At 56.3% G+C, this 20,274-nt stretch carries 14 protein-coding genes; 10 read left to right on the top strand and 4 right to left on the bottom strand.

Features of this window, described 5'->3' with window-relative positions:
• Nucleotide 1 precedes the first annotated feature (1 nt).
• The 4 genes from K227x_RS09765 (at nt 2) to K227x_RS09750 (ending at nt 6,412) form a co-directional block, all read left to right on the top strand.
• A complete protein-coding gene (locus K227x_RS09765) occupies nt 2-2,368 on the top strand; it encodes a PSD1 and planctomycete cytochrome C domain-containing protein (protein ID WP_246146707.1) in 2,367 nt (788 codons plus the stop codon).
• A 10-nt stretch (nt 2,369-2,378) separates the two neighbouring features.
• Nucleotides 2,379-3,818, top strand: coding sequence for a DUF1501 domain-containing protein (locus K227x_RS09760; protein ID WP_145169327.1), 1,440 nt, complete (start codon nt 2,379-2,381; stop codon nt 3,816-3,818).
• 246 nt (nt 3,819-4,064) lie between these two features.
• A complete protein-coding gene (locus tag K227x_RS09755) occupies nt 4,065-5,426 on the top strand; it encodes a Gfo/Idh/MocA family protein (RefSeq protein ID WP_145169326.1) in 1,362 nt (453 codons plus the stop codon).
• 233 nt (nt 5,427-5,659) lie between these two features.
• A complete protein-coding gene (locus K227x_RS09750; protein ID WP_246146706.1) occupies nt 5,660-6,412 on the top strand; it encodes a carbon-nitrogen hydrolase family protein in 753 nt (250 codons plus the stop codon).
• Between the two features lie 86 nt (nt 6,413-6,498).
• Here K227x_RS09750 and K227x_RS09745 read toward each other — a convergent pair whose 3' ends face one another.
• Nucleotides 6,499-7,185, bottom strand: coding sequence for a transposase (locus K227x_RS09745; protein WP_145169325.1), 687 nt, complete (start codon nt 7,183-7,185; stop codon nt 6,499-6,501).
• A 311-nt stretch (nt 7,186-7,496) separates the two neighbouring features.
• On the opposite strand from K227x_RS09745, the gene K227x_RS09740 reads away from it, so the two are divergent.
• A complete protein-coding gene (locus K227x_RS09740; RefSeq protein ID WP_246146705.1) occupies nt 7,497-8,489 on the top strand; it encodes a DUF1593 domain-containing protein in 993 nt (330 codons plus the stop codon).
• A 200-nt stretch (nt 8,490-8,689) separates the two neighbouring features.
• On the opposite strand, the gene K227x_RS09735 is transcribed toward K227x_RS09740, so the two are convergent.
• Nucleotides 8,690-10,186: a DUF1254 domain-containing protein gene (locus K227x_RS09735; RefSeq protein ID WP_218933890.1), complete on the bottom strand. Its 1,497-nt coding sequence runs from the start codon at nt 10,184-10,186 to the stop codon at nt 8,690-8,692.
• 74 nt (nt 10,187-10,260) lie between these two features.
• Nucleotides 10,261-11,658 carry a DUF1254 domain-containing protein gene (locus K227x_RS09730; protein ID WP_145169324.1) on the bottom strand — a complete coding sequence of 466 codons (1,398 nt, stop codon included), beginning with the start codon at nt 11,656-11,658 and terminating at the stop codon, nt 10,261-10,263.
• A gap of 904 nt (nt 11,659-12,562) precedes the next feature.
• Between K227x_RS09730 and K227x_RS31115 the strand changes: the two genes are divergently transcribed.
• Nucleotides 12,563-15,844, top strand: a complete 3,282-nt coding sequence (locus K227x_RS31115) for a beta-L-arabinofuranosidase domain-containing protein (protein ID WP_145169323.1) — start codon at nt 12,563-12,565, stop codon at nt 15,842-15,844.
• A gap of 40 nt (nt 15,845-15,884) precedes the next feature.
• Here the strand turns inward: K227x_RS31115 and K227x_RS09720 are convergent, their stop codons facing one another.
• Entirely contained in the window at nt 15,885-16,715 is an 831-nt protein-coding gene (locus K227x_RS09720) for a helix-turn-helix domain-containing protein (RefSeq protein WP_145169322.1), read from the bottom strand.
• Nucleotides 16,716-16,847: 132 nt separating this feature from the next.
• Between K227x_RS09720 and K227x_RS09715 the strand changes: the two genes are divergently transcribed.
• From K227x_RS09715 to K227x_RS09700, 4 genes are all read left to right on the top strand, one after another.
• Nucleotides 16,848-18,065 (top strand): zinc-dependent alcohol dehydrogenase, encoded by a 1,218-nt coding sequence (locus tag K227x_RS09715; protein WP_145169321.1) that lies wholly within the window; start codon nt 16,848-16,850, stop codon nt 18,063-18,065.
• Between the two features lie 48 nt (nt 18,066-18,113).
• Nucleotides 18,114-18,521, top strand: coding sequence for a D-ribose pyranase (gene rbsD, locus K227x_RS09710; protein ID WP_145169320.1), 408 nt, complete (start codon nt 18,114-18,116; stop codon nt 18,519-18,521).
• Nucleotides 18,522-18,628: 107 nt separating this feature from the next.
• Nucleotides 18,629-19,594, top strand: coding sequence for a D-ribose ABC transporter substrate-binding protein (locus K227x_RS09705; protein ID WP_145169319.1), 966 nt, complete (start codon nt 18,629-18,631; stop codon nt 19,592-19,594).
• Nucleotides 19,591-20,247 (top strand): DUF2291 family protein, encoded by a 657-nt coding sequence (locus K227x_RS09700; RefSeq protein ID WP_246146704.1) that lies wholly within the window; start codon nt 19,591-19,593, stop codon nt 20,245-20,247. Before K227x_RS09705 ends, K227x_RS09700 begins: the two co-directional genes overlap by 4 nt.
• Nucleotides 20,248-20,274 lie beyond the last annotated feature (27 nt).

Below are 20,274 nucleotides of genomic sequence, written 5' to 3'. Positions count from 1 at the left end.
CATGAAGGTCCTTCCTTTGATTCTTTCGTTTGATCGCCGCATCGCGGTGATGGCAATCGGCCTTGGATTGCTTAACGGCATCGCCTTTGCGCAGGACACGGGCGTCACTGCTGAAAACAGTGCCGCCGCACAACCACCGACAACAGGTTCGAATCCGGTGGACTTCGTACGGCAGATTCAACCGATCTTGCGAGAGAACTGTTATGAGTGTCACGCGGGGACTACGGAAGAGGGCGGCCTGAACCTGGGCATCCAGGCCAAAACCATCCTGGGCGGAGACAGTGAAGCTGCGATCGTGCCAGGCGTCAGCGACGATAGCCTGCTGATCGAACTGGTATCCGGGGGCGACGAAGACCGCATGATGCCGCCGGATGGAAACAAGCCACTGACCGAACAGCAGATCGGCCTGCTTCGTGCCTGGATCGACCAAGGCGCGCATTGGCCCGATGACGCAAACGTCGTGGATCCCAAACTAGATCGTGCCAAAATCCACTGGGCATTTCAACGACTCGAACAGACGAAAGCACCTGAGCTGCGGCCCGATGACAATTGGTCAAAGGGGCCGATCGACCGATTTGTGCTACGGCGACTCGATGGCGCGGGGCTTCGACCATCGCAACCTGCCGATGCGAGAAAGCTGGTACGGCGATTGTATTTTGATCTGACTGGGTTGCCGCCTACGACAGAACAAACGATTCGATTTATCCGCTCGCATTCAAAAGATCCTGACAAGGCGGTGCAGAATCTAGTGGACCAATTGTTGGATTCGCCCCGCCATGGCGAGCGTTGGGGGAGACATTGGCTGGACGTAGCCAGGTACGCCGACAGCGACGGACAAGAAGCCGACATGGACCGTCCGCACGCGTATCACTATCGCGATTTCGTGATCCAGGCGTTCAACGACGACATGCCGTACGACAAGTTTGTGCGTTGGCAAATTGCCGGGGACGAATTCGAACCGAACGATGACGTGGCGGTTTCGGCCACTGGATTCCTGACCTCGGGGCCTGCCTTCAAGTTGCCCGATTCGTTCCTAGAAAGCGAGCGTCTGGCAAATCGCTACAACGAGATGGACGACGTGATCTCGACGCTGGGGTCCGGACTGTTAGGGATCACCGTCGCTTGCGCTCGCTGTCACGATCACAAATACGACGCGTTTTCGGCGAAAGAGTACTACCAATTGATGGGCGTCTTTCACAGCGGCGACCGCGTATCGGCCAAACTGCCCAGCGGGAAAGACGGCTTCTTCTTCCAAGACTTTGACGCCAAGCGTCAGACCACTTGGTTGTTTCGCCGAAGCGATTTCTACGATCGGGAGATCGAAGTGGGCATCGGGTTTCCGGCGATGCTGTCGTCCGGCCCAGCGGCCGACGACTATTGGCAGAAGGCCAAGGAGGCGTATGGCGAAATCGGCGAGGCGAGAAGCACGCTTCAGCGTCGCGCCCTGGCCGATTGGATCACCGACACCAAGCAAGGCGGTGGAGCCCTGCTGGCTCGTGTGATCGTCAACCGAGTTTGGCATCATCACTTCGGCAAAGGATTGGTGCGCACGACAAGCGACTTTGGCGTCAACGGCGACACCCCCTCTCATCCTCAACTGCTTGAATACCTGACAAACGATTTCATCAACAGCGGCTGGAAAATCAAATCGCTGCACCGGAACATTCTGACCAGCGCCGTTTGGCAGCAGGCCAGCACGCAGGATGCCGCCGACCAACGGGGCCCCGAAATCGATCCCGCCAACGATTTGCTGTGGCGAATGATCCCACAGCGTCTCGAGGCCGAAGCGATGCGAGATGCGATGTTGGCAGTCAGCGATACGCTGAATCTTCAAGCCGGTGGTCCCGGATTCAAGCCCTACATTTCTCCCGAGGCCAACCTGGCTAGAAACATCCAGGGCGAAGGCTATCCCAAAGACGCAAAGGACGACGCGACCACCCGGCGACGCAGCGTCTACATGTTCCACAAGCGTCTGATTCCATATCCAATGTTCCAGGCTTTCGATCGCCCGGACTTGATGACCACTTGTGATCGCCGGCAAAACACGACGGTGGCCCCCCAAGCCATGGTGATCCTGAACGATCGCTTTGTCCGCACCGTTGCAGGCGACTTTGCAAATCGGCTGGTGAAAACGCAACCAGGTGAATCGATCTCGGCAAAATCCGATCTTCGGCCGATCATCGAACAAGCTTTTGAAATCTCTTTCGCGCGGCGGCCCACAGAACGTGAAATCGCAACCTCGATCCAATTCATCGAGGCACAAACGAAAGCACGAACCGCACGATCAGAACAAGATCCACCCATCGAAGCACTGACTGACTTTTGTCAGTCGCTGTTCGGACTCAATGAATTCATCTACATCGATTGAGTGAGCTGATATGACTAGAAAATCACAATCGTTTCCCTGCGGTCGCGTCGCCAACATGCTTAGTCGCCGCGAGTGTCTCTGCCGATCCGGTGCGGGAGCAGGGATGATTGGCCTGGCGGGCCTGATGGCAGACCAGAATCTGTTGGGTGCACCGGCATCGGAAAGCCCATCCGCCCCAGTGACGTCACTGCTTCCGCGTCCAAGCCACTTTCCGGCCAAAGCAAAGTCGGTCATTTGGTTGTTCATGGAAGGTGCCCCCAGTGCTGTCGACATGTTCGACCGCAAAACAGAACTCGACAAACGAGACGGTGACACCACTGACATCCAGGCCTTCTTTGGCAACCCTGGACCGTTGATGAAGTCACCGTTTTCTTTCAAACAATACGGTGAATGCGGACAGTGGGTTTGCGACAAGTACACCCACGTTGCCAAGCACGTCGACAAGATGGCGTTCATCAAATCGTGCTACAGCGAATCGAACGACCACGTCCCTGCGATCTACCAAATCAACAGTGGACTGCCGCGACCTGGATTTCCTACCGCGGGCGCTTGGGCGACATATGGCTTGGGCAGCGAAAACCAGAATCTGCCAGGCTACGTCGTGATGGGCAACACCCAAGGCGCCAAAGGCGGTCCGCACAATTGGGGCGCCGGTTTCCTGCCCTCGACATTCCAAGGAACCCTTTTCCGATCTCAGGGCGCCCCGGTCCTGAATCTGAACCGGCAACCGAAGATTACCAAGCAAGACCAACGTGCACAGCTTGACTTGATGGCAAAGTTGAACGACGAACACATGCGCAGTTACACGCGTGATGCCGAGTTCGCAAACCGCATGCAATCGTTCGAACTTGCGTTTCGGATGCAGAAAGAGGCCACCGAAGTGGTGGATCTTTCGCAAGAGACGAAGGCCATGCAAAGCCTTTACGGGATCGACAACCCGGCGTCCAAGTCGTTTGGGTCGAAGTGCTTGATGGCAAGACGATTAGTCGAAAGTGGTGTTCGATTTGTGCAGGTCTACAGCGACGGGGAATGGGACGCCCACGACGACCTCGAAGAAAACCACACGCATCATTGTGCCGCCACCGACGCACCCGTGGCCGGTCTGTTGTCCGATCTAGAGGCCCGCGGATTGCTCGACTCGACACTCGTAATTTGGGGTGGTGAGTTTGGCCGCATGCCGATCTCGCAAAACGGAAAGGGACGCGACCACAATCCAAAAGGGTTCCTGCAGTGGATGGCCGGCGCGGGGATCAAGGGAGGTGTCAGTCACGGGGAAACCGACGAGATCGGCTACGAGGCTGTCGAGAACCCGGTCAGCGTGAATGATCTTCACGCCACCATCCTTCAACTGCTGGGACTCGACCACGAGCGACTGACGTACTTCCACAACGGCCGCAGCTACCGATTGACCGACGTTGCCGGCGAAGTGATCCAACAGATCCTTTCCTAGGTTCCACCGAACATCGACAAACTGACATCGACAAACTGACATCGCTATTGATGTTCAGCTGGCAAATAACGCTCGATTGCGCACTTCCAAGCGAAAAAACCGGCCCTTCGGGGCCAGTCCACAGGCACGTTTTCCATTGGGCTGGTCGATGGGTTAGCATGATCTGCCTTAAATCAATCGACAGCAGACCTCACACCTGGCGATTTTTTTCGAAACGTCGCCACCCCAAGAATGGAAGATCACGCAATGAGCAACACGATGAACCAATCCAACCGTCGATCATTTTTAAAGACTGCCGCCGTCGCATCGGCGGCGATCAGCACCCGCAGCATTCCTACCGCCAACGCGGCAGAGTCCAGCGACAAAGTGAACCTGGCGATCATCGGTTGTAGCGGCCGCGGTGGAAGCATCGGCAACGAGGCCATCAAGTCAGGGATGGTGAATGTCGTCGCCCTTTGCGATGTCAATCCGACACGCACGGCGGGTTTCAAGAAGCGACATCCCGGGGCCAAGGTTTATGACGATTTCCGAAAGATGTTCGATGAAATGGGCGACAAGATCGACGCCTGTACCGCAGGCACGCCCGATCACACCCACTTTCCGATCACGATGCGTGCAATCGCAGAAAACGTCGCTGTTTATGTCGAAAAACCACTGGCGCATACCTTCGAAGAATGCGAACTGCTGATCGCCGCAGAGAAGAAACACAACGCGATCTGCCAGATGGGGAACCAAGGACACTCATCATCCCAACGAATGCAATTCAAGACCTGGGTTGATCAGGGGATCATCAAGAACGTGCGTCGGGTCGATGCGTGCATGAACAAACCACGACGTTGGCACCCTTGGGGAAACGTCACCGGCTTTCCCGCTGCGGAACCGATGCCCGCCGAAATGAACTGGGATGTCTGGACGGCAACGGCGCCGATGCACGACTACAGCAAACGTCTTGACGGCGGCAATTGGCGAGGTTGGTATGACTACGGCAACGGCGCCTTCGGCGACTGGGGACCGCACACGCTGGACACCATTCATCGCTTTCTAGAACTGGGACTGCCTTATGAAATCAGAGCCGACAAGCTCGAAGGCCAGAACGATTTCATCTACCCAATGGCGACGACCATCGCGTTCGAATTTGCCGAGCGCGGCCCCGACATGCCGGCGATGTCGATCAACTGGTACGATGGTGTCGACAACAAGCCTCCGCAGCCGAAAGAACTTGGCGGAAAGAACTCGGTACCAGCGTGCGGCAAGGTGATCTATAGCGACGACTTGACGTTCATGGGCGCCACTCACAGCGCGCAGCTGGGCATTCTGTCGAAGATCGATCCGAAGCAAAAGTTGCCGGAAATCCCCGCCGGCGACACCCACCAGAATCACATGCAGAACTTTCTCCGAGCTGCGATGGGCAAGGAAGAGTGCAACTCGAAGTTCGCCGTCTCAGGCCCTCTGACACAGGTCTTCATGCTCGGCTGCATCGCACAGCGACTCGGCGGAACGCTCAGTTTCGACACCGAGAAGAAGCAGATCACTAACAACGAACGAGCCAACCAACTGCTAAAGGGGCATCCGCCCAGAAAAGGTTGGGAAGAATACTACACGCTTTGATCAGGCGACGAATTTTCCGCTCCAGCCGAAAGTGACTGCCAACCATCGCGACGGATGGGATCCACCACCGACTTGCCGTTCAGAATGAGTCCGGCAAGTCGTTCATTGACAGGACGTTGGCACTTGGAACTGAATGATCTGGATTGATTGAATCGTTCCCTGTTGCCCAATCAATCGCACCGCAACCCTTTTTTTCGAGATCGAAGCTGACGATGTTTACTCGACGGAAGACGATGATGAACCATTGGGGATGGATCACGGTTTGCCTGCTGTCCATGATCACGACGGGAACCTGCCTGGGCGAGACGGTGGTTGTGAAGGTCGCGATCGCACAAATTTCCTGCATCGATAGCGATCGAGACGGAAACCTTGTACGGATCGAAAATGCGCTCGCCGAGGCTGCCGAACAAGGGGCTCAGATCGTCTGCTTTCCGGAAACAGCGATCTACGGATGGGTGAATCCTGAAGCCCACGAACGAGCACAACCGATCCCTGGCAAAGACTTCGACGCTCTTGCAGCTCTCGCAAAGCGATACGGCGTTTATCTATCGATTGGATTGGCCGAAAAAGAAGGCGATCACCTGCACGACTCTGCCGTGCTGATCGACGACAAGGGAAACCAGGCGCTCAAGCATCGCAAGATCAACACGTTAGACCATCTGATGTCTCCTCCCTACACACCCGGAAGCGATGTCAAAACCGTCGAGACGAAGTATGGTCGAATCGGATTGGTCATCTGTGCAGACACCTTTGACGCGTCCGTCGTCGATCGCATGAAGCGACAGAGACCAGAGTTGTTGCTCGTTCCCTACGGCTGGGCAGCCAATAAGCAGGACTGGCCCCAACATGGGATCAGTCTAAAAAACACCATCGCATCGGCTCACAGAAGTTCAGGAAACACGTACCGATCCCTCTTCCGATTCACGACGGACCGGACGAGTGACCCTCTGCGCGGCAAGACGTCGATTAGCAGTTGGATAACGTAGGATGGCCTTTCCAGGCCGTCTTGAACTAGACAAAACTCAACAACGGCCTGGAAAGGCCGTCCTACTTTGTGGGTCGGAAATGTGGTTCACTGCGGATCTCGAAATCCCCAACCAGCTTCTTCCCAGTCCGGATGAATCCAGCGGAACCAAGCATCTTTCGGCAGGCCTGCTTTTCGCGGATTGTTGCCGATGTACTGGATCACGCGATACAGGTGCTCTTCATCCCGAACGATGCGATCATAGCTTTCTTCTTGCCACAGCCGCCCGGCACGTCCAAGCAGCCGGTTCACCGCATGTCCGACGAAGCCCTTCCAACTGTCCAGTATCTGTTCCAGATCCCATTCACCTCGAGGTTTTACAACAACATGGCAATGGTTGGGCATCACAACGGACGCGTAGGTGACGCAGCGTTGGTCCTGAAAGTGCAACATGGCACCTGACAAAACATCTGCGATCTCGGCGGATGCAAAAACGCATTCACCGAACCCTTCATCCAACCACCGCTCTACATCGATCGCTTGCTGACGTGCAAAGTCATCCCACTGCTGCTCTGTGCGAGGCTCCGGATTCTGGCGTTCCCATTCGGCACGCCAACGCTTGAGTTCCAGTTGTTTGGATTGGGGCAGGGCATCGGCAAGTCGAAAGGTGACGAAATAAGTAGCACCTTTCTGTCGCCAGTGAGGCAAGTGGCGCTGATACATCGTGACCGGGATGTCCGGCTGTAACCCCCGAAACCCGGCAGGCGATTCAAGGTTGAAGGTGCCATTCGTCATCGATCCTCTCCAAGTAGGACGGCCTTTCCAGGCCGTCAGCTTAGTGCATGAATGAGTCGACGGCCTAGAAAGGCCGTCCTACATTGTGACAGTCGTAGGATGGCCTTTCTAGGCCGTCTTGGTGTGAAAAAAAGTCACCGACGGCCTAGAAAGGCCATCCTACATTGTGATTCCCGTAGCACGGCCTTTCCAGGCCGTCGAAACACGAACCTCGGTTCGCCGCTTTCATTTCCATCGCCACGCATTGCGTGACCGTAGCCAGCGTGACCCTTCCGCAATCCAACCTGTCCACCATTTACGAAAGCAACCACATGAAACCAATCACTCAAACCATCCTGCTTGCTTTCCTATACGTGATCGCGATGGGTGACCGAGGAGTGGTTTCGGCGTCACCTCCGGGCGGCGCGTTAGACGGCGACAGACCGCGTGTGATCGTTTCATCGGATGTGGGCGGATCCGATCCGGACGACTTTCAATCGCTGGTCCACCTGTTTCTTTACGCCGACGTGATCGACTTGGAAGGCTTGATTTCATCACCGCCACACGCTGGGCGATCAAAGCACATTTTGGAAGTGATTGATGCCTACGCCAGCGACCACTCACAGCTGAAACGTCATTCGAAAGATTACCCCAGTCCGGATGCACTGCGTGGCATCACAAAGCAAGGGGCCGTCGACAAGGCGCCGCAAGAAGGTTGGGGCGAACCAACCGACGGGTCACGATGGATTGTCCAGCAGGCTCACGCCGACGACGAACGTCCGTTGTGGATTTTGGTTTGGGGAAGCATCACGGATGTGGCACAGGCAGTCCACGATGACCCGTCGATCAAAAGCAAAGTTCGTGTCTATTCGATTGGATCATGGAACACCAAACTGGACACCGCTGCACGGGACTACCTATTCCATCAGCATTCGGATTTGTGGTGGATCGAGAACGACACCACGTTTCGCGGGATGTACATGGGCGGTCAGCAGCAAGGCGAGTGGGGAAACGAAAGTTTCGTCGAACAGAACATCCAGGGACACGGATCACTAGGGGATCTGTTCGTCCAGAAAAAACGCGACATCAAGATGGGCGATACCCCGTCATTCCTGTACTTACTGCGCGGCAACCCAGACGCCCCCACAGCGCCGCATTGGGGTGGCGCGTTCATAGCGACCGACCACGGCACGCACTACTGGACCGACAACCCCGATCGCAAACTATCCACCGGCAATCGGGCCGGTGCCAAAACGGTCAACCAGTGGCGGCGGGAATACTTGGAAGACTGGAAACAGCGAATGGATCGAGTGAATTCACAGTAACCGAGATCAGTTCGATCGTGACAGATCGTCTAGACGGTTGGAACTTCCCGATCGGACGGTGGCGGCAAGCACTGAAGCATCACTGTACTTTGCGGCGAGTTTGCGACGCCGCATTCCGAATGGCAGCTTGACTGGAATCGTCCAGCAGCGACTTGCCTGCGTGTTCGAACAGATCGGCAGCAATCCAACGTGCGGCCCGATTAGTTCGCTTTCACAATCCCCGGCGGCGACCAAGTGCCTTCACCAGGCGGCAGGATGGACGGTGCCTTGGTCTCGGGCCAATAGAGACGCATCACCAGGTAAGCAGTGCCGTTGGGCGCCGGGAGCCAATTGCTCTCTTTCTCCGCCCCCGGGCTGTCCTTCTGAATGTACAGCGTCAGCGATCCGTCAGCATTCTTTTTCATGTCGGGAAGCATCGGTGCGTTGATCAAGTAACGATCGATCGGATTCTGGATCAGCAACTGGCTTTTGCCATCGTACATCGTGACTGACCAGAACGAGTTTACCGGCGGGAGTTGTCCGGCGGGGAAGGTCAGCGTGTAGTTGTGTTTGCTGGTTTCGATTGCATCGCCATGGATATCTTTGCGGGTCGCGGGATACATGGCTTCGGCCGGCACGTTGGCGTAGATCCCCGCCTTTGCGGTCGCTGCAAGCTTCAGAGTATTGCCGCCAAAGAACGCTTCGTCTCCGCCCGCGAGTCCACCGACTTGCCATCCGTTCTGGTCCTTGCCACCGCTGGCAACAAAGGCGTCCACCTTGTCGGAACCGGCCTTCATGCCCAACAGCACTTCTGCTTTGTGTTCCAGTGAAAGGTCTTTGAAGTCGAAGGTTTTCCCAGGTCCGATGCCGATGGTGGCAAGCTTTGCCCGGACGGACTTGTTCTCCGGCGTCTCCGGCACGAACTGCAGTGCGGCGTCTAGGTATTCGTAAAAGTTGTCCTTGATCCCCTTCGTCGTGGCCGGGACGAAATCGATCTTCGCGGCGGCCGGTGGCGCGGGTTGACCGAGAAAGGCGGAAAGCGGCTGGGCTTTGTAGCCCGACTGCACCTTCACCACGTTCGGCATATCGTCGGGGCTGAACAGCTGGGTGCGAAAAATGGTCAGGCCGAACGGAGTGCTGGATCGAAACACCTTCTTGATCCCCGCCGGTGTCTCCCCATTCCAATCGGGTCCCACCGCTAGATAGTCGCCCGGTTCGACGCCCGTTGCGCGAGTGCCGATGTAGCCATAGACGAAGGTATTGCCGTCCACCAACTGAACCGAATAATAGCGTTCTTTCTCGACCGCCGGCACAGAGATCACCATGGGTTCGGCGCGCAGGTCCAACCATAGACTCGAATAGGGCGTATCACTATTCGCCGTGACCACCGCGGTGTCCTTGTAGGTGAACACGCGAGCTTCGTTGAGTATCTGGTTGAACGGAGCTTTGTACTGTCCGGATTCTTTGTCCACGCAAAACTCGTTCATGACCGCATAGTTCATCACCAGCGGCAGGCCGTAGATGAAGCCTTCTTCGGCGATCGCCTTGGTTTCGCCGAAGCTCGGCATGGCGTTGCTTGATGCGTCGATGCCCGCCTGTTGGTCGGCACTTGCCGCCTCGGTGATCGGGTCGCCCTTTTGGTCGCAGGCGGTCAACGACAGCATGGTAATGAAGCCCGCGATTAAGCATGGGGCGTATCGTTGGTGAGTGGTTTTCATATTGCTTGTGTCCAGTGTGCTACTGTCAGGATTCGTGTGGATTGGAATGGCTGTCCGCAGATTGGTTGACTCGGTTAGTTCACCTTTTCCAACTTGGGTGCTTTCCACGATCCATCCAACGCGGCTTGGGCGGGCCAATACAGTCGCATGTACATCGAAAATGGTCCGTTGGGTGCGGGCAGCCAGTTCGATTCCAGATCTTTGCCTGGCGATTCATTCTGGACATAAATCGTGACTCCACCGTCGGCGTTCTTTTTCAACTGTGGCAACATCGGCGAGTTGATCAGGTAGCGATTGATGGGGTTGGATACCAGCAGGCTGGACGGCAGCTTGTACATGGTCAACGACCAGAATGCCTTCACAGGAGGATACTGACCGTGTTGAAACGTCAACGTGTAACGGTCGGCGCCGGTCAACGGATCGCCGCTGGAATCCACCTGATACACCGGGTACATCGCTTCCTGTTTCGAGTTGCCATAGATGCCGATCGTCGCCAACCAACGTCCCAGGTAATTGCCATCCATGAATTGACGAGTGCCGAAAATATCGCCTGACGTGATCAAGCCTTCCTGCAGCTTCTTGGCGTCCTGAGCATAAGCCTTCCACGCTTCGGACCGCCCCTGTTCGAATGCAGCCTTCATTTCAGGTGTCAGCTTGGCGGGGTCGAAAGCTTTGCCGCCCTCGATGCCGATCTTGGCAAAGCGTTGACGAAGTTCCACTTCCGAAGGATCGACCGGGCAATAGCCCAGCACAAAGTTCAGGACATTGAAGAAATCCAGAGATGTCTTCTGTTGTTCGGTCGTCAGCGGTTTGACCCACTGAACCGTTGGCGCTGCCGGAGCAGCGGCTGTGCCAAGAAACGTCGACAGCGGCTGAACTTTGTACTGCGACTGAATTTTCTTGACGTTGTCGATATCGGCTGGATCGAACAACTGTGTACGAAAGGCCGCCAGAATGAAATCGGTTTCCGAGCGAATCACTTCCTCGATCCCATCAGGCTTTTCCCCGTTCCAGTTTGGCCCTGCGACAAGAATCGATCCGGCGCCATTGCCGGTGGTGCGGCTGCCGGCGTAGGCGAAGTTGAACGTGTACGCGTCGATGAACTGAATGCTGTAGTAGCGATCCTTTTCAATTTTGGGCACAGAGATCACGATCGGCTCGGCCCTGAGGTCCAAACCTGCCCATGAATACGGAGTGTCCGAGTTCGGCGTCTGGATCGCGGTGTCCGCTGGCGTGTAGACGTTCGGAATATTGGTCAGCTGGTTCCAAGGAGCCTTGAACGACGGGCTGTCTTGATCGACGAAGTAGGCGTACTGGATGCGATAGCTGTCCACCAACGGGTAGCCATAAATGTAGGCCTCTTTCGCAATGGAGGTCACTTCGGCCGGGGTCACCTCCGCCGCTCGACCGATTGGGCACCCAACCATAGTCAGGGCCAGTACGAGCAAAGGGGACGCTAATTTTGATTTCATCAGGACAGTCTTTCGGGATGTCGGGTCGTCGGAGCTTGGATTGGTTGCCAAATCGGTCACGTCTCTGGACGTGGAAAGAGGCGGCGGATCAGCTGCTCTCGATTCTAGAACAGACCGGAGGTCGGCCGCTATCGGCGCAATCGCCAGTTTCTTAAAGACTGGCGGTAACAGAGGCAAATGCACCAGAAATCAATCGATGCAAGGAAGCGAGACCGCTGGGCGATCTGGCCAGTCCGCGAAGCAACGGCGGACTGCCGGCTTGTCGCTGACGCGACAGGTTGAGGTGGGGGCGGAGAGTGCACCAGTACGAGCACTGCCTCCCCTCTCCCCCGCGTTGGACACGAATTCTTCTCGTGTCCAACGTGGGGGAGAGGGGTCGGGGGTGAGGGGGAAAGTACACGAGTACTGCCTCCCCTCTCCCCCGCGTTGGACACGAATTCTTCTCGTGTCCGACATGGGGCAGAGGCGCCGGGGGTGAGGGGGAAAGTACACGAGTACTGCCTCCCCTCTCCCCCGCGTTGGACACGAATTCTTCTCGTGTCCAACGTGGGGGAGAGGGGTCGGGGGTGAGGGGGGACATTCAGTTCAGAAATTCGAATGTTAGCGGTTTGGGCGCGAGCCCCAGTTCCGGGATGACGAAGTTCCTGAACAACGAAACCGAGGCTAGCGACTAAACGGTTAACGAAATCAGCAGCCCGCATTCCGTCAGCCCCGAATGCTCGGACACCGCTTCCTTCGCGGTCGGGCCCCCATGGAGCTTCGGGCACGATCGATGCATCTGTGAATACGGCTACTTCGCGTCCCAATCCAGGAAGACGTGTGGGGCAGCGGGAATCGATACTATGGTTTCTTGCATTCCAGTGCTGGCGTCCACCGCCTCTTTTCCAAGAACGACTCCAAGACCATGAAACGAATCATCCCTGGACCGCTGGCACGTCGTATTGTCTCCTCCGCCGCGTTAACCTGCCTCCTGATTTCGATCGCACTGACAGCCAGGGCCGACGACGGTGCACTGACCGGAGTGCGGCACCGAGTGCTGGTGTCTTCCGATATCGGTGGCACGGATCCAGACGATGTCCAGTCGATGGTGCATCTGCTGGTCTATGCCGACTGCATCGACATCGAAGGCTTAGTTTCGTCACCGTACGGGCCCGGACGCAAGCGGGATATCCTGAACGTCATTGACGCATATGCCAAAGACTTTCCGCAGCTTCACTCACACGACGGCACCTACCCCACACCGGATACGCTGCGTGGGATATGCAAACAAGGCGCGATCGACACGCCCGACGCGTCAGGGGTGGGACAACCAACCGAAGGTTCGCAGTGGATCGTCCAGCGAGCCCGAGCGGATGATCCGCGACCGCTGCACGTGCTGGTTTGGGGCGGCATCGAGGATCTGGCGCAAGCACTGCACGATGCGCCTGACATCTTGCCAAAGTTGCGAGTCTACTTTATCGGTGGACCGAACAAAAAATGGTGTGTCGACGCGTACAACTACGTCGAACAAAACCATCCCAAACTTTGGATCATCGAAGCCAACGCGACCTATCGCGGATGGTTCGTCGGTGGCAAGCAGCAAGGCGAATGGAGAAACAAGGGCTTTGTGGCCAAGCACATCGCAGGGCACGGCCACCTTGGCAAAGTCTTCGTCGACGCCAAAGCCGACATCAAAATGGGCGACACGCCTTCGGTTGCGCGTTTGCTAAACGGCGTTTCCGACGATCCAACGAAACCCGGTTGGGGCGGAAAGTACGTTCCGATTTGGGATGGACGAAAAACGATTTTCGATCGACTGACCACCGCGTCCGATACCGTCGAAGTTTTTGGCGTGACAGAATTCCGACTGCCTCGTCCGGATGGATTCACGTCCAACCACACTGCCCAAATGGTCTTCAATCGGGGCAGACCCACCGCCGCCGCTGCGATCGAAGGCGATACATTGCGGTTCCGATTCGCACCACGCGACGCCAAGGTTTGGTCCTATGTGGTTGAAAGCGATTGCAAGGAACTTGACGGCAAGTCAGGGAAAGTCACCGCGATCGCACCGCCGCCATCCCGCACCCGATCTGTATCGAAAGTGCACCCCCATTGGTGGATTGACGATCCCGATCCGGCGATGGCCGAGAGCGTTCATCCAGGAGCCAAAACCGTCAATCGATGGCGTCAAGATTTCCTTCGCGACTTTGCCGATCGGATGGATCGCTGCATGGCCGCCGTGGTACCAGATGCGACCGTACAGACCAACAAACCCCGGCCGAATTCGGTGGTCGCGCGCGTTCCTTTGTCCGGTGTGCATTGGACGGACGGATTCTGGCAACAACGATATTCGACCTGCCGCGACAAGCTGGTTCCCGCCATGTGGGAAATCATGAAGGGCACCAAATACAAGCCGTACCTAGAACACTTTCGTATCGCCGCCGGGCTCGCCGAAGGTCAGTACCACGGTGCACAGTTCAATGATGGCGACTTCTATAAATGGATCGAAGCGGCATGTGCGATTCAGGCTGTCGACCCCGATCCAGCCCGGGACAAGCAATTGGATGAAATCATTGCGGTCATCGGCAAGGCACAGCGCGCCGACGGCTATCTCCATACCCCTGTCCTAGTGGCGGCTCGCAACGGAGACTTCAACGCCATCCCGTTCGGCGATCGTTTCAATTTCGAGATGTACAACATGGGGCATCTGATGACGACGGCCTGTCTGCATCACGAGGTCACCGGCAAGGATGATCTGCTGGCGATCGCTCGAAAGGCTGCGGACTTCCTGGACGAAGCGTTTCGAAATCCGACGCCAGAGAACGCTCGACACGCCATTTGCCCATCGCACTACATGGGCATCATCGATCTGTATCGAACGACCAAAGAACCGCGGTATCTGGAACTCGCAAAGCGGCTGATCCAGATGCGAGATCTGGTGGTCGATGGTGGCGACGACAATCAAGATCGCATTCCGTTTACCGATCAGAACGAAGCGGTGGGGCATGCGGTTCGGGCGACTTACTTGTACGCCGGGATTGCCGATTTGTACGCTGAAACCGGTGATGCGAACTTGTGGTCAGCTCTGACACCGATCTGGCAGAACGTGGTTGAAAAGAAGATGTACCTGACCGGCGGGTGCGGTGCTCTTTTTGATGGTGCATCCCCCGATGGATCTCGCAACCAAAAATCCATCACGCGAATCCACCAAGCGTTTGGACGCAATTACCAACTGCCCAACATCACCGCTCACAACGAAACCTGTGCAAACATCGGAAACTGTCTGTGGAACTGGCGGATGTTCCTTGCCAGTGGCGAATCGAAATACATCGATGTGCTGGAACAAACGCTTTACAACTCCGTTCTTTCGGGCGTCAGCCTGGACGGCACCGAGTTCTTCTACACCAACCCGCTGCGGCACTACGATGGCGGCCCCGTCGATCTTCGTTGGTCGCGTTCACGCGTCCCATTCATGACGGCATTTTGCTGCCCACCCAATGTGGCTCGGACCATCGCGGCAACCAACGGCTATGCCTATGGTCAGTCAACGAACACGGTTTGGGTCAATCTGTACGGCAGCAACACGCTGGACACCACGCTGGAAGATGGCAGCCGTGTCCGTTTGAAGCAAGAATCGAATTATCCCTGGGACGGGAAAGTTCGCTTGACAGTGATGCAGTGCGATTCAGATTCGGCTGGACTAAAGCTGCGAATCCCGGGTTGGGCAAATTCAGCAACGATCCATGTCGACGGGGTACCAACGGGTAAAGCTGCCGTTCCAGGTTCCTATGCGACCATTGATCAGAGTCTGCGTCAGGGGATGTCGATTGACCTACGAATCCCGATGCCTGTGATGTTGATCGAAACGCATCCGATGGTCGAAGAGACTCGCAATCACGTCGCCGTCAAACGCGGCCCCATGGTGTATTGCCTAGAGTCCAGCGATCTGCCCCATGGAACGTCGATGGCCGACATCCGCGTGCCAGCCGATGTAGTGTTGCGACCGCGATTCGACGCCGACCTGCTTCAGGGCGTCACGGTCCTAGAAGGCAACCTATCGTCGCGGCCCGAAGGTGATTGGAAAGGCACGCTGTATCGCCAGTACTCACCCAAACCCGTAACCACCGTGCCGGCAACGTTCGTTCCCTATTACGCCTGGGCCAATCGACAGCGCGGCGAGATGACCGTCTGGCTTCCGCTGAATTGAATGACAACTTCGCAACGCTGTCATGGCGGCCGTGACCGATTCAGGCCGGCTTGGCTTTGTGCGACTTCCGATAGTCGCGCGGCGAGCAGCCACAGGTTGCTTTGAAGGCTTCGTTGAAACGGCTGAGACTCTGGAAACCTGATTCCAACGCGATGTCAAGAATCGCTTCGCTGGTCGTGACCAGTAGGCGTTGGGCGTGCGAGATTCGGTGCTGGGTGATGAAGGTCGTCATCGTCGTGCCGAACGTTTGGCGAAACAGATTCATTGCATAGTTCGGGTGAACACCGATCGATTCGGCGATCGACTTCGACGTCAACGGTTCTTGGTAGTTCCGCGCGATGTAACAAGCCAACTGGTCGGCGTTCGATAGCAGTTGGATCGAATGGTGATCGGGCGCGTTGGAGGTGCCGCTGGCGAAACGAAGCAATCGTGCTTGGACCTCTAAACGAGTCGCCCGTTTGCACGCCAGATCCTGACCACGTAGTTCCCGTTCCCATTGCCGGAACCTGGAATCGTCCAGATCGTTGCCTTTGGAATCGGTCAACACTGTCCCCAGCAGAATGGGGTTCACCACGCTTTGGTCCAGCCCCATCCTCAGGAATTCGATCAGCGGCACCGTCACGACAAAGTACGGTGCGTTTCCGTCGAACTCCACGATCTGATGAGGAATCGCGCCCCAGAAAATCGCCAGCTTTCCCGCTTCGATCGTCGTTCGACGGCCGCCCAGCAAATAGGTCAGCGAGCCCGCCATCAACAGGTTCAGTTCAATTTCGTTGTGGCGGTCCGGGCGTTGCATGCGGGCCGGTTCCCACTGTTCGCAGGTAAAACCGTAAGCAGAGAATTCCGGTGGCGAAGTTTGGATCTGGCTCATAAGCATTAGGATACCGTTAGTTAACGGCCCCAAACAGGAAGAACTTCGCAAATCCTTAGGCTAAGATTCAAAAACTGACTGAACACCCAGCGAGCGATTTGCTTGCCCCCTTTCCTGACAGAGGCACGAAGCATGGCCGACGCGTCATCAACATTGTCCCACGACAAACAACAGCTTTCGGTGTCCGAGACGAAGCCACAAACCGTCCGGGCCGTGGCGATGACAGCGCCTGGCCAGACCGAGATGCGGACGTATCCGTACCCGACGATGAGTCACGACACCGCGATTTTGAAGGTGGAAATGACGGGCATCTGCGGCACCGACCGTCACATCTACAAGGGTGAAGCCCCGATGTTGCGGGGCAAGTCGATCTTTCCCTATGTCGGTGGTCACGAGGTGATTGGAACGATCGTCGAGATCGGTGACACCGCTGCACGAACGATGGACTATGACGGCCAACTTTTGCAGCCCGGCGACCGAGTAGCGATAGCCGTCGAAGTGAATTGCGGAGAGTGTTTTTATTGTCGCAATCAATACAACAACACAACCTGTGATCATCAGGTGATGGCCTATGGACTGCATCCCAACGCCGACACCGCGCCGTTTCTACGCGGTGGTTTTTCGGAGTACATGCACATCGTCCCGGGGACCCATCTGTTCAAGATCCCTGAAGAGATGCCGACCGACGTGGCGGTGTTCGTCGAGGAAATGGCGGTCGCATTTCACTCGGTCGGACGCGCCTGCGCACCGTTTGCGCCAGTGAACGAAGGATTCGGTCCGGGGATGTCGGTTGCCGTGCTGGGCAATGGCCCGCTGGGGATTTTGCACGGCATCATGACTCGCATTCACGGTGGCGGGCTGAGCATCGCAACGGACCTGTCAGACCTGCGACTTTCCAAAGCGAAAGACCTGTATGCCGACGTCACGATCAACGCTTCGCGGGTGCCAACGGAACAGCGGATCGAACAGATAAAGGATCTGACCGAAGGAGTCGGCCCCGACTTGGTGATCGAATCGGCAGGTGAACCCGAGGCGTTCGTCGAAGCCCTGCGGATGGTGCGCAAAGGCGGTACGGTCATCGAGGTCGGCAACTGGGTTGATCTTGGCAAACCGGTCGCATTGGACGTGATGAAGCATATCAGTTCGAAAAACCTGCACATTCATTCGGTGTTCCACTGTGGGACCAATTGGCGGCCTGTGCTGAAAGTCCTGAACCAACAGTCCGGTCGCTACGACTTCGCATCGCTGATCACGCACCGCATGGGGCTAGACCAATTGGTCAAAGAGTTCGGAACGGTCACCAAGTTTGACGAGTGTGTGAAGATCGAAGTCGTTCCGCACGCTAATTGAGATCACGACACCTGCCGTTGCCCCCAAAAAATCGCATGCGACTGACCGATGAAACGCAATCGTTTATTGAACAGCGAATTGAGCTACGAAATCAGTCGGATTGGGCATACCGCATCGATCACGCTGTGCGATGCCGGTCTGCCAATCCCCGCGGGTGTGAAACGCATCGATCTTGCGATTGAATCCGGGTATCCATCTTTCTTGCGAACGCTGGATGCGATGCTTAGCGAGATGATGGTAGAAGAAATCGTGGTGGCCAGCGAAATCCACGAAAAGAATGACACACTGTTTCAAGAGATGATCCAGATACTGAAATCGCATCAGATGTCACCTCGCGTGACCGAGGTTTCGCATGATGAATTCAAGCGACTGACATGCCAAAGCGAAGCGATTGTGCGAACTGGTGAATGCACCCCTTACGCCAACGTCCTGCTGAAATCGGGCGTGGTATTCTAGACGACCATGATTCATTGATTTGGAACACAGAACTCGAACCGAGTTTCAGTTCCTTTGCAATCCGAAAGTCGTGACGGCTTTCGCAACGGTACACGGAGACGACGCGAATGAGATCGATCTACTATTCACTGCCCGTGACGCTGTTGCTGACCTTGGTCATCACGGTGGTCGGTTGCAACAACAGCACAGAGACGTCGGATGCAAAGCCACGAGTCGCGGTCATCATTTCGACGCTGAACAATCCCTGGTTTGTCGTGTTGGCCGAATCCGCCAAGCAGCGTTCGATCGAACTGGGTTACGAAACGGTCGTGTTTGATTCCGAGAACGATCCGGCCAAAGAAACATCGCACTTCGATAACGTGATCGCGTCGGGATACTCTGCCATCCTGTTCAACCCCACCGACGCTGATGGTTCGGTCGCGAACGTCCGCCGCGCCAAAGAGGCCGACGTTCCGGTGTTTTGCATGGACCGAGAAATCAACGCCACCGATGCCGCGGTCTCGCAAATCCTTTCGGATAATTACTCTGGCTGCGTCGCGTTGGGGCGACATTTCGTGAAGGAGGTGGGCGAATCCGGAAAATACGTCGAACTGCTTGGACTGGTTGGCGACAACAACACCTGGAACCGATCCAAGGGATTTCACAGTGTTGTCGATCGTTACCCCGAACTGGAAATGGTCGCTCAACAGAGCGGTGATTTTGATCGCGCGAAGGCTTTGGAGGTGATGGAGGCGATGTTGCAGGGTAACCCGACCATCAACGCTGTCTTCTGTGGCAACGACGCGATGGCGATGGGAGCTTATCAAGCCCTACTGGCCGCGGGAAAAGACAAACAGGTAAAGGTGTTCGGATTCGATGGGGCGGACGATGCGGTCAAGCTGATCGCCGAAGGAAAGATCGTTGCCACGGGGATGCAGTTCCCCAAAGTCATGGCTCGCGCCGCTGCGGAATCCGCGGACAAATATTTGAATGGCGACCGCACACTTCCTCAAAAAATTCCTGTCGCAGTCGAACTGGTCCATCAGGGCAACGCCAGCAAGTACAGCGACTATGGCCGGGAGAATTCCGAGTGACAGGGTCGCGACGTCGTTGGGCGTGGGGTGTCGGCATCGCGGCGGGAACCGCTGGTTTGCTGTCTTGGATGCCGCTGTTCCACGTGGTTCCATTCCCGCGCGGCGACGCACCGCAGCAGTCGTCGGCCGCCGCCACCTTCGATCCGGTTGCGTTTGTCGATGAATTTTGGACAACACGTTTGATTCCTGGATCGGACGGTGCCGTGGACGCGTTGGAATTGGTGTCGATCATCCAACAAGATCACCACTCGGCTCGCAAGACGCATGGTCACAGCGTGGGACTGGGTAGCACCTATTACTATTTCATCGCCGGTACGGGCAACGTTGTTTCGGTCGACAAGAATTCGATCGGTTTGTCGCTGCAAGAAGACCAGACACAGATTCCGCTGGTGTTGGAAACGGGCAACATTTTCGGCAATGCGGTCCGTGATGGAACGGGTTTACTAGACGTGAATGGATTCGCCAATTCACAAGATTTCAACTCGGTATCGTCACAGATCAATGGACGCATTGAAACCAACGTGTTGCCCGGACTTCGCAAGATTGCCAAACCGGGCGTCAAGCTTCGCTTTGTTGGCTGCGTGGAAATCACCGACGAAGACACGGACTTGAAACCGTTGCGTGTCGTCCCATTCATCATCGAGGCTGGCTGATCGTTTGGCCCAGCTGGATGCTTGACC

Origin of the sequence: Rubripirellula lacrimiformis (assembly GCF_007741535.1) — a bacterium.
Taxonomy (GTDB): Bacteria; Planctomycetota; Planctomycetia; order Pirellulales; family Pirellulaceae; genus Rubripirellula; species Rubripirellula lacrimiformis.
The sequence above is the reverse complement of the archived record's forward strand: the minus strand, read 5'-3'. Positions and strand labels throughout refer to the sequence as shown.

Excerpts from the sequence above, each read along its gene's own strand:
- K227x_RS31115 (WP_145169323.1), top strand. The coding sequence starts at position 12,563 with ATGAAACGAATCATCCCTGGACCGCTGGCACGTCGTATTGTCTCCTCC.
- K227x_RS09705 (WP_145169319.1), top strand. The coding sequence starts at position 18,629 with ATGAGATCGATCTACTATTCACTGCCCGTGACGCTGTTGCTGACCTTG.
- K227x_RS09720 (WP_145169322.1), bottom strand. The coding sequence starts at position 16,715 with ATGAGCCAGATCCAAACTTCGCCACCGGAATTCTCTGCTTACGGTTTT.
- K227x_RS09760 (WP_145169327.1), top strand. The coding sequence starts at position 2,379 with ATGACTAGAAAATCACAATCGTTTCCCTGCGGTCGCGTCGCCAACATG.
- K227x_RS09750 (WP_246146706.1), top strand. The coding sequence starts at position 5,660 with ATGATGAACCATTGGGGATGGATCACGGTTTGCCTGCTGTCCATGATC.
- K227x_RS09745 (WP_145169325.1), bottom strand. The coding sequence starts at position 7,185 with ATGACGAATGGCACCTTCAACCTTGAATCGCCTGCCGGGTTTCGGGGG.
- K227x_RS09715 (WP_145169321.1), top strand. The coding sequence starts at position 16,848 with ATGGCCGACGCGTCATCAACATTGTCCCACGACAAACAACAGCTTTCG.
- rbsD (WP_145169320.1), top strand. The coding sequence starts at position 18,114 with ATGAAACGCAATCGTTTATTGAACAGCGAATTGAGCTACGAAATCAGT.
- K227x_RS09765 (WP_246146707.1), top strand. The coding sequence starts at position 2 with ATGAAGGTCCTTCCTTTGATTCTTTCGTTTGATCGCCGCATCGCGGTG.
- K227x_RS09730 (WP_145169324.1), bottom strand. The coding sequence starts at position 11,658 with ATGAAATCAAAATTAGCGTCCCCTTTGCTCGTACTGGCCCTGACTATG.
- K227x_RS09735 (WP_218933890.1), bottom strand. The coding sequence starts at position 10,186 with ATGAAAACCACTCACCAACGATACGCCCCATGCTTAATCGCGGGCTTC.
- K227x_RS09755 (WP_145169326.1), top strand. The coding sequence starts at position 4,065 with ATGAGCAACACGATGAACCAATCCAACCGTCGATCATTTTTAAAGACT.
- K227x_RS09740 (WP_246146705.1), top strand. The coding sequence starts at position 7,497 with ATGAAACCAATCACTCAAACCATCCTGCTTGCTTTCCTATACGTGATC.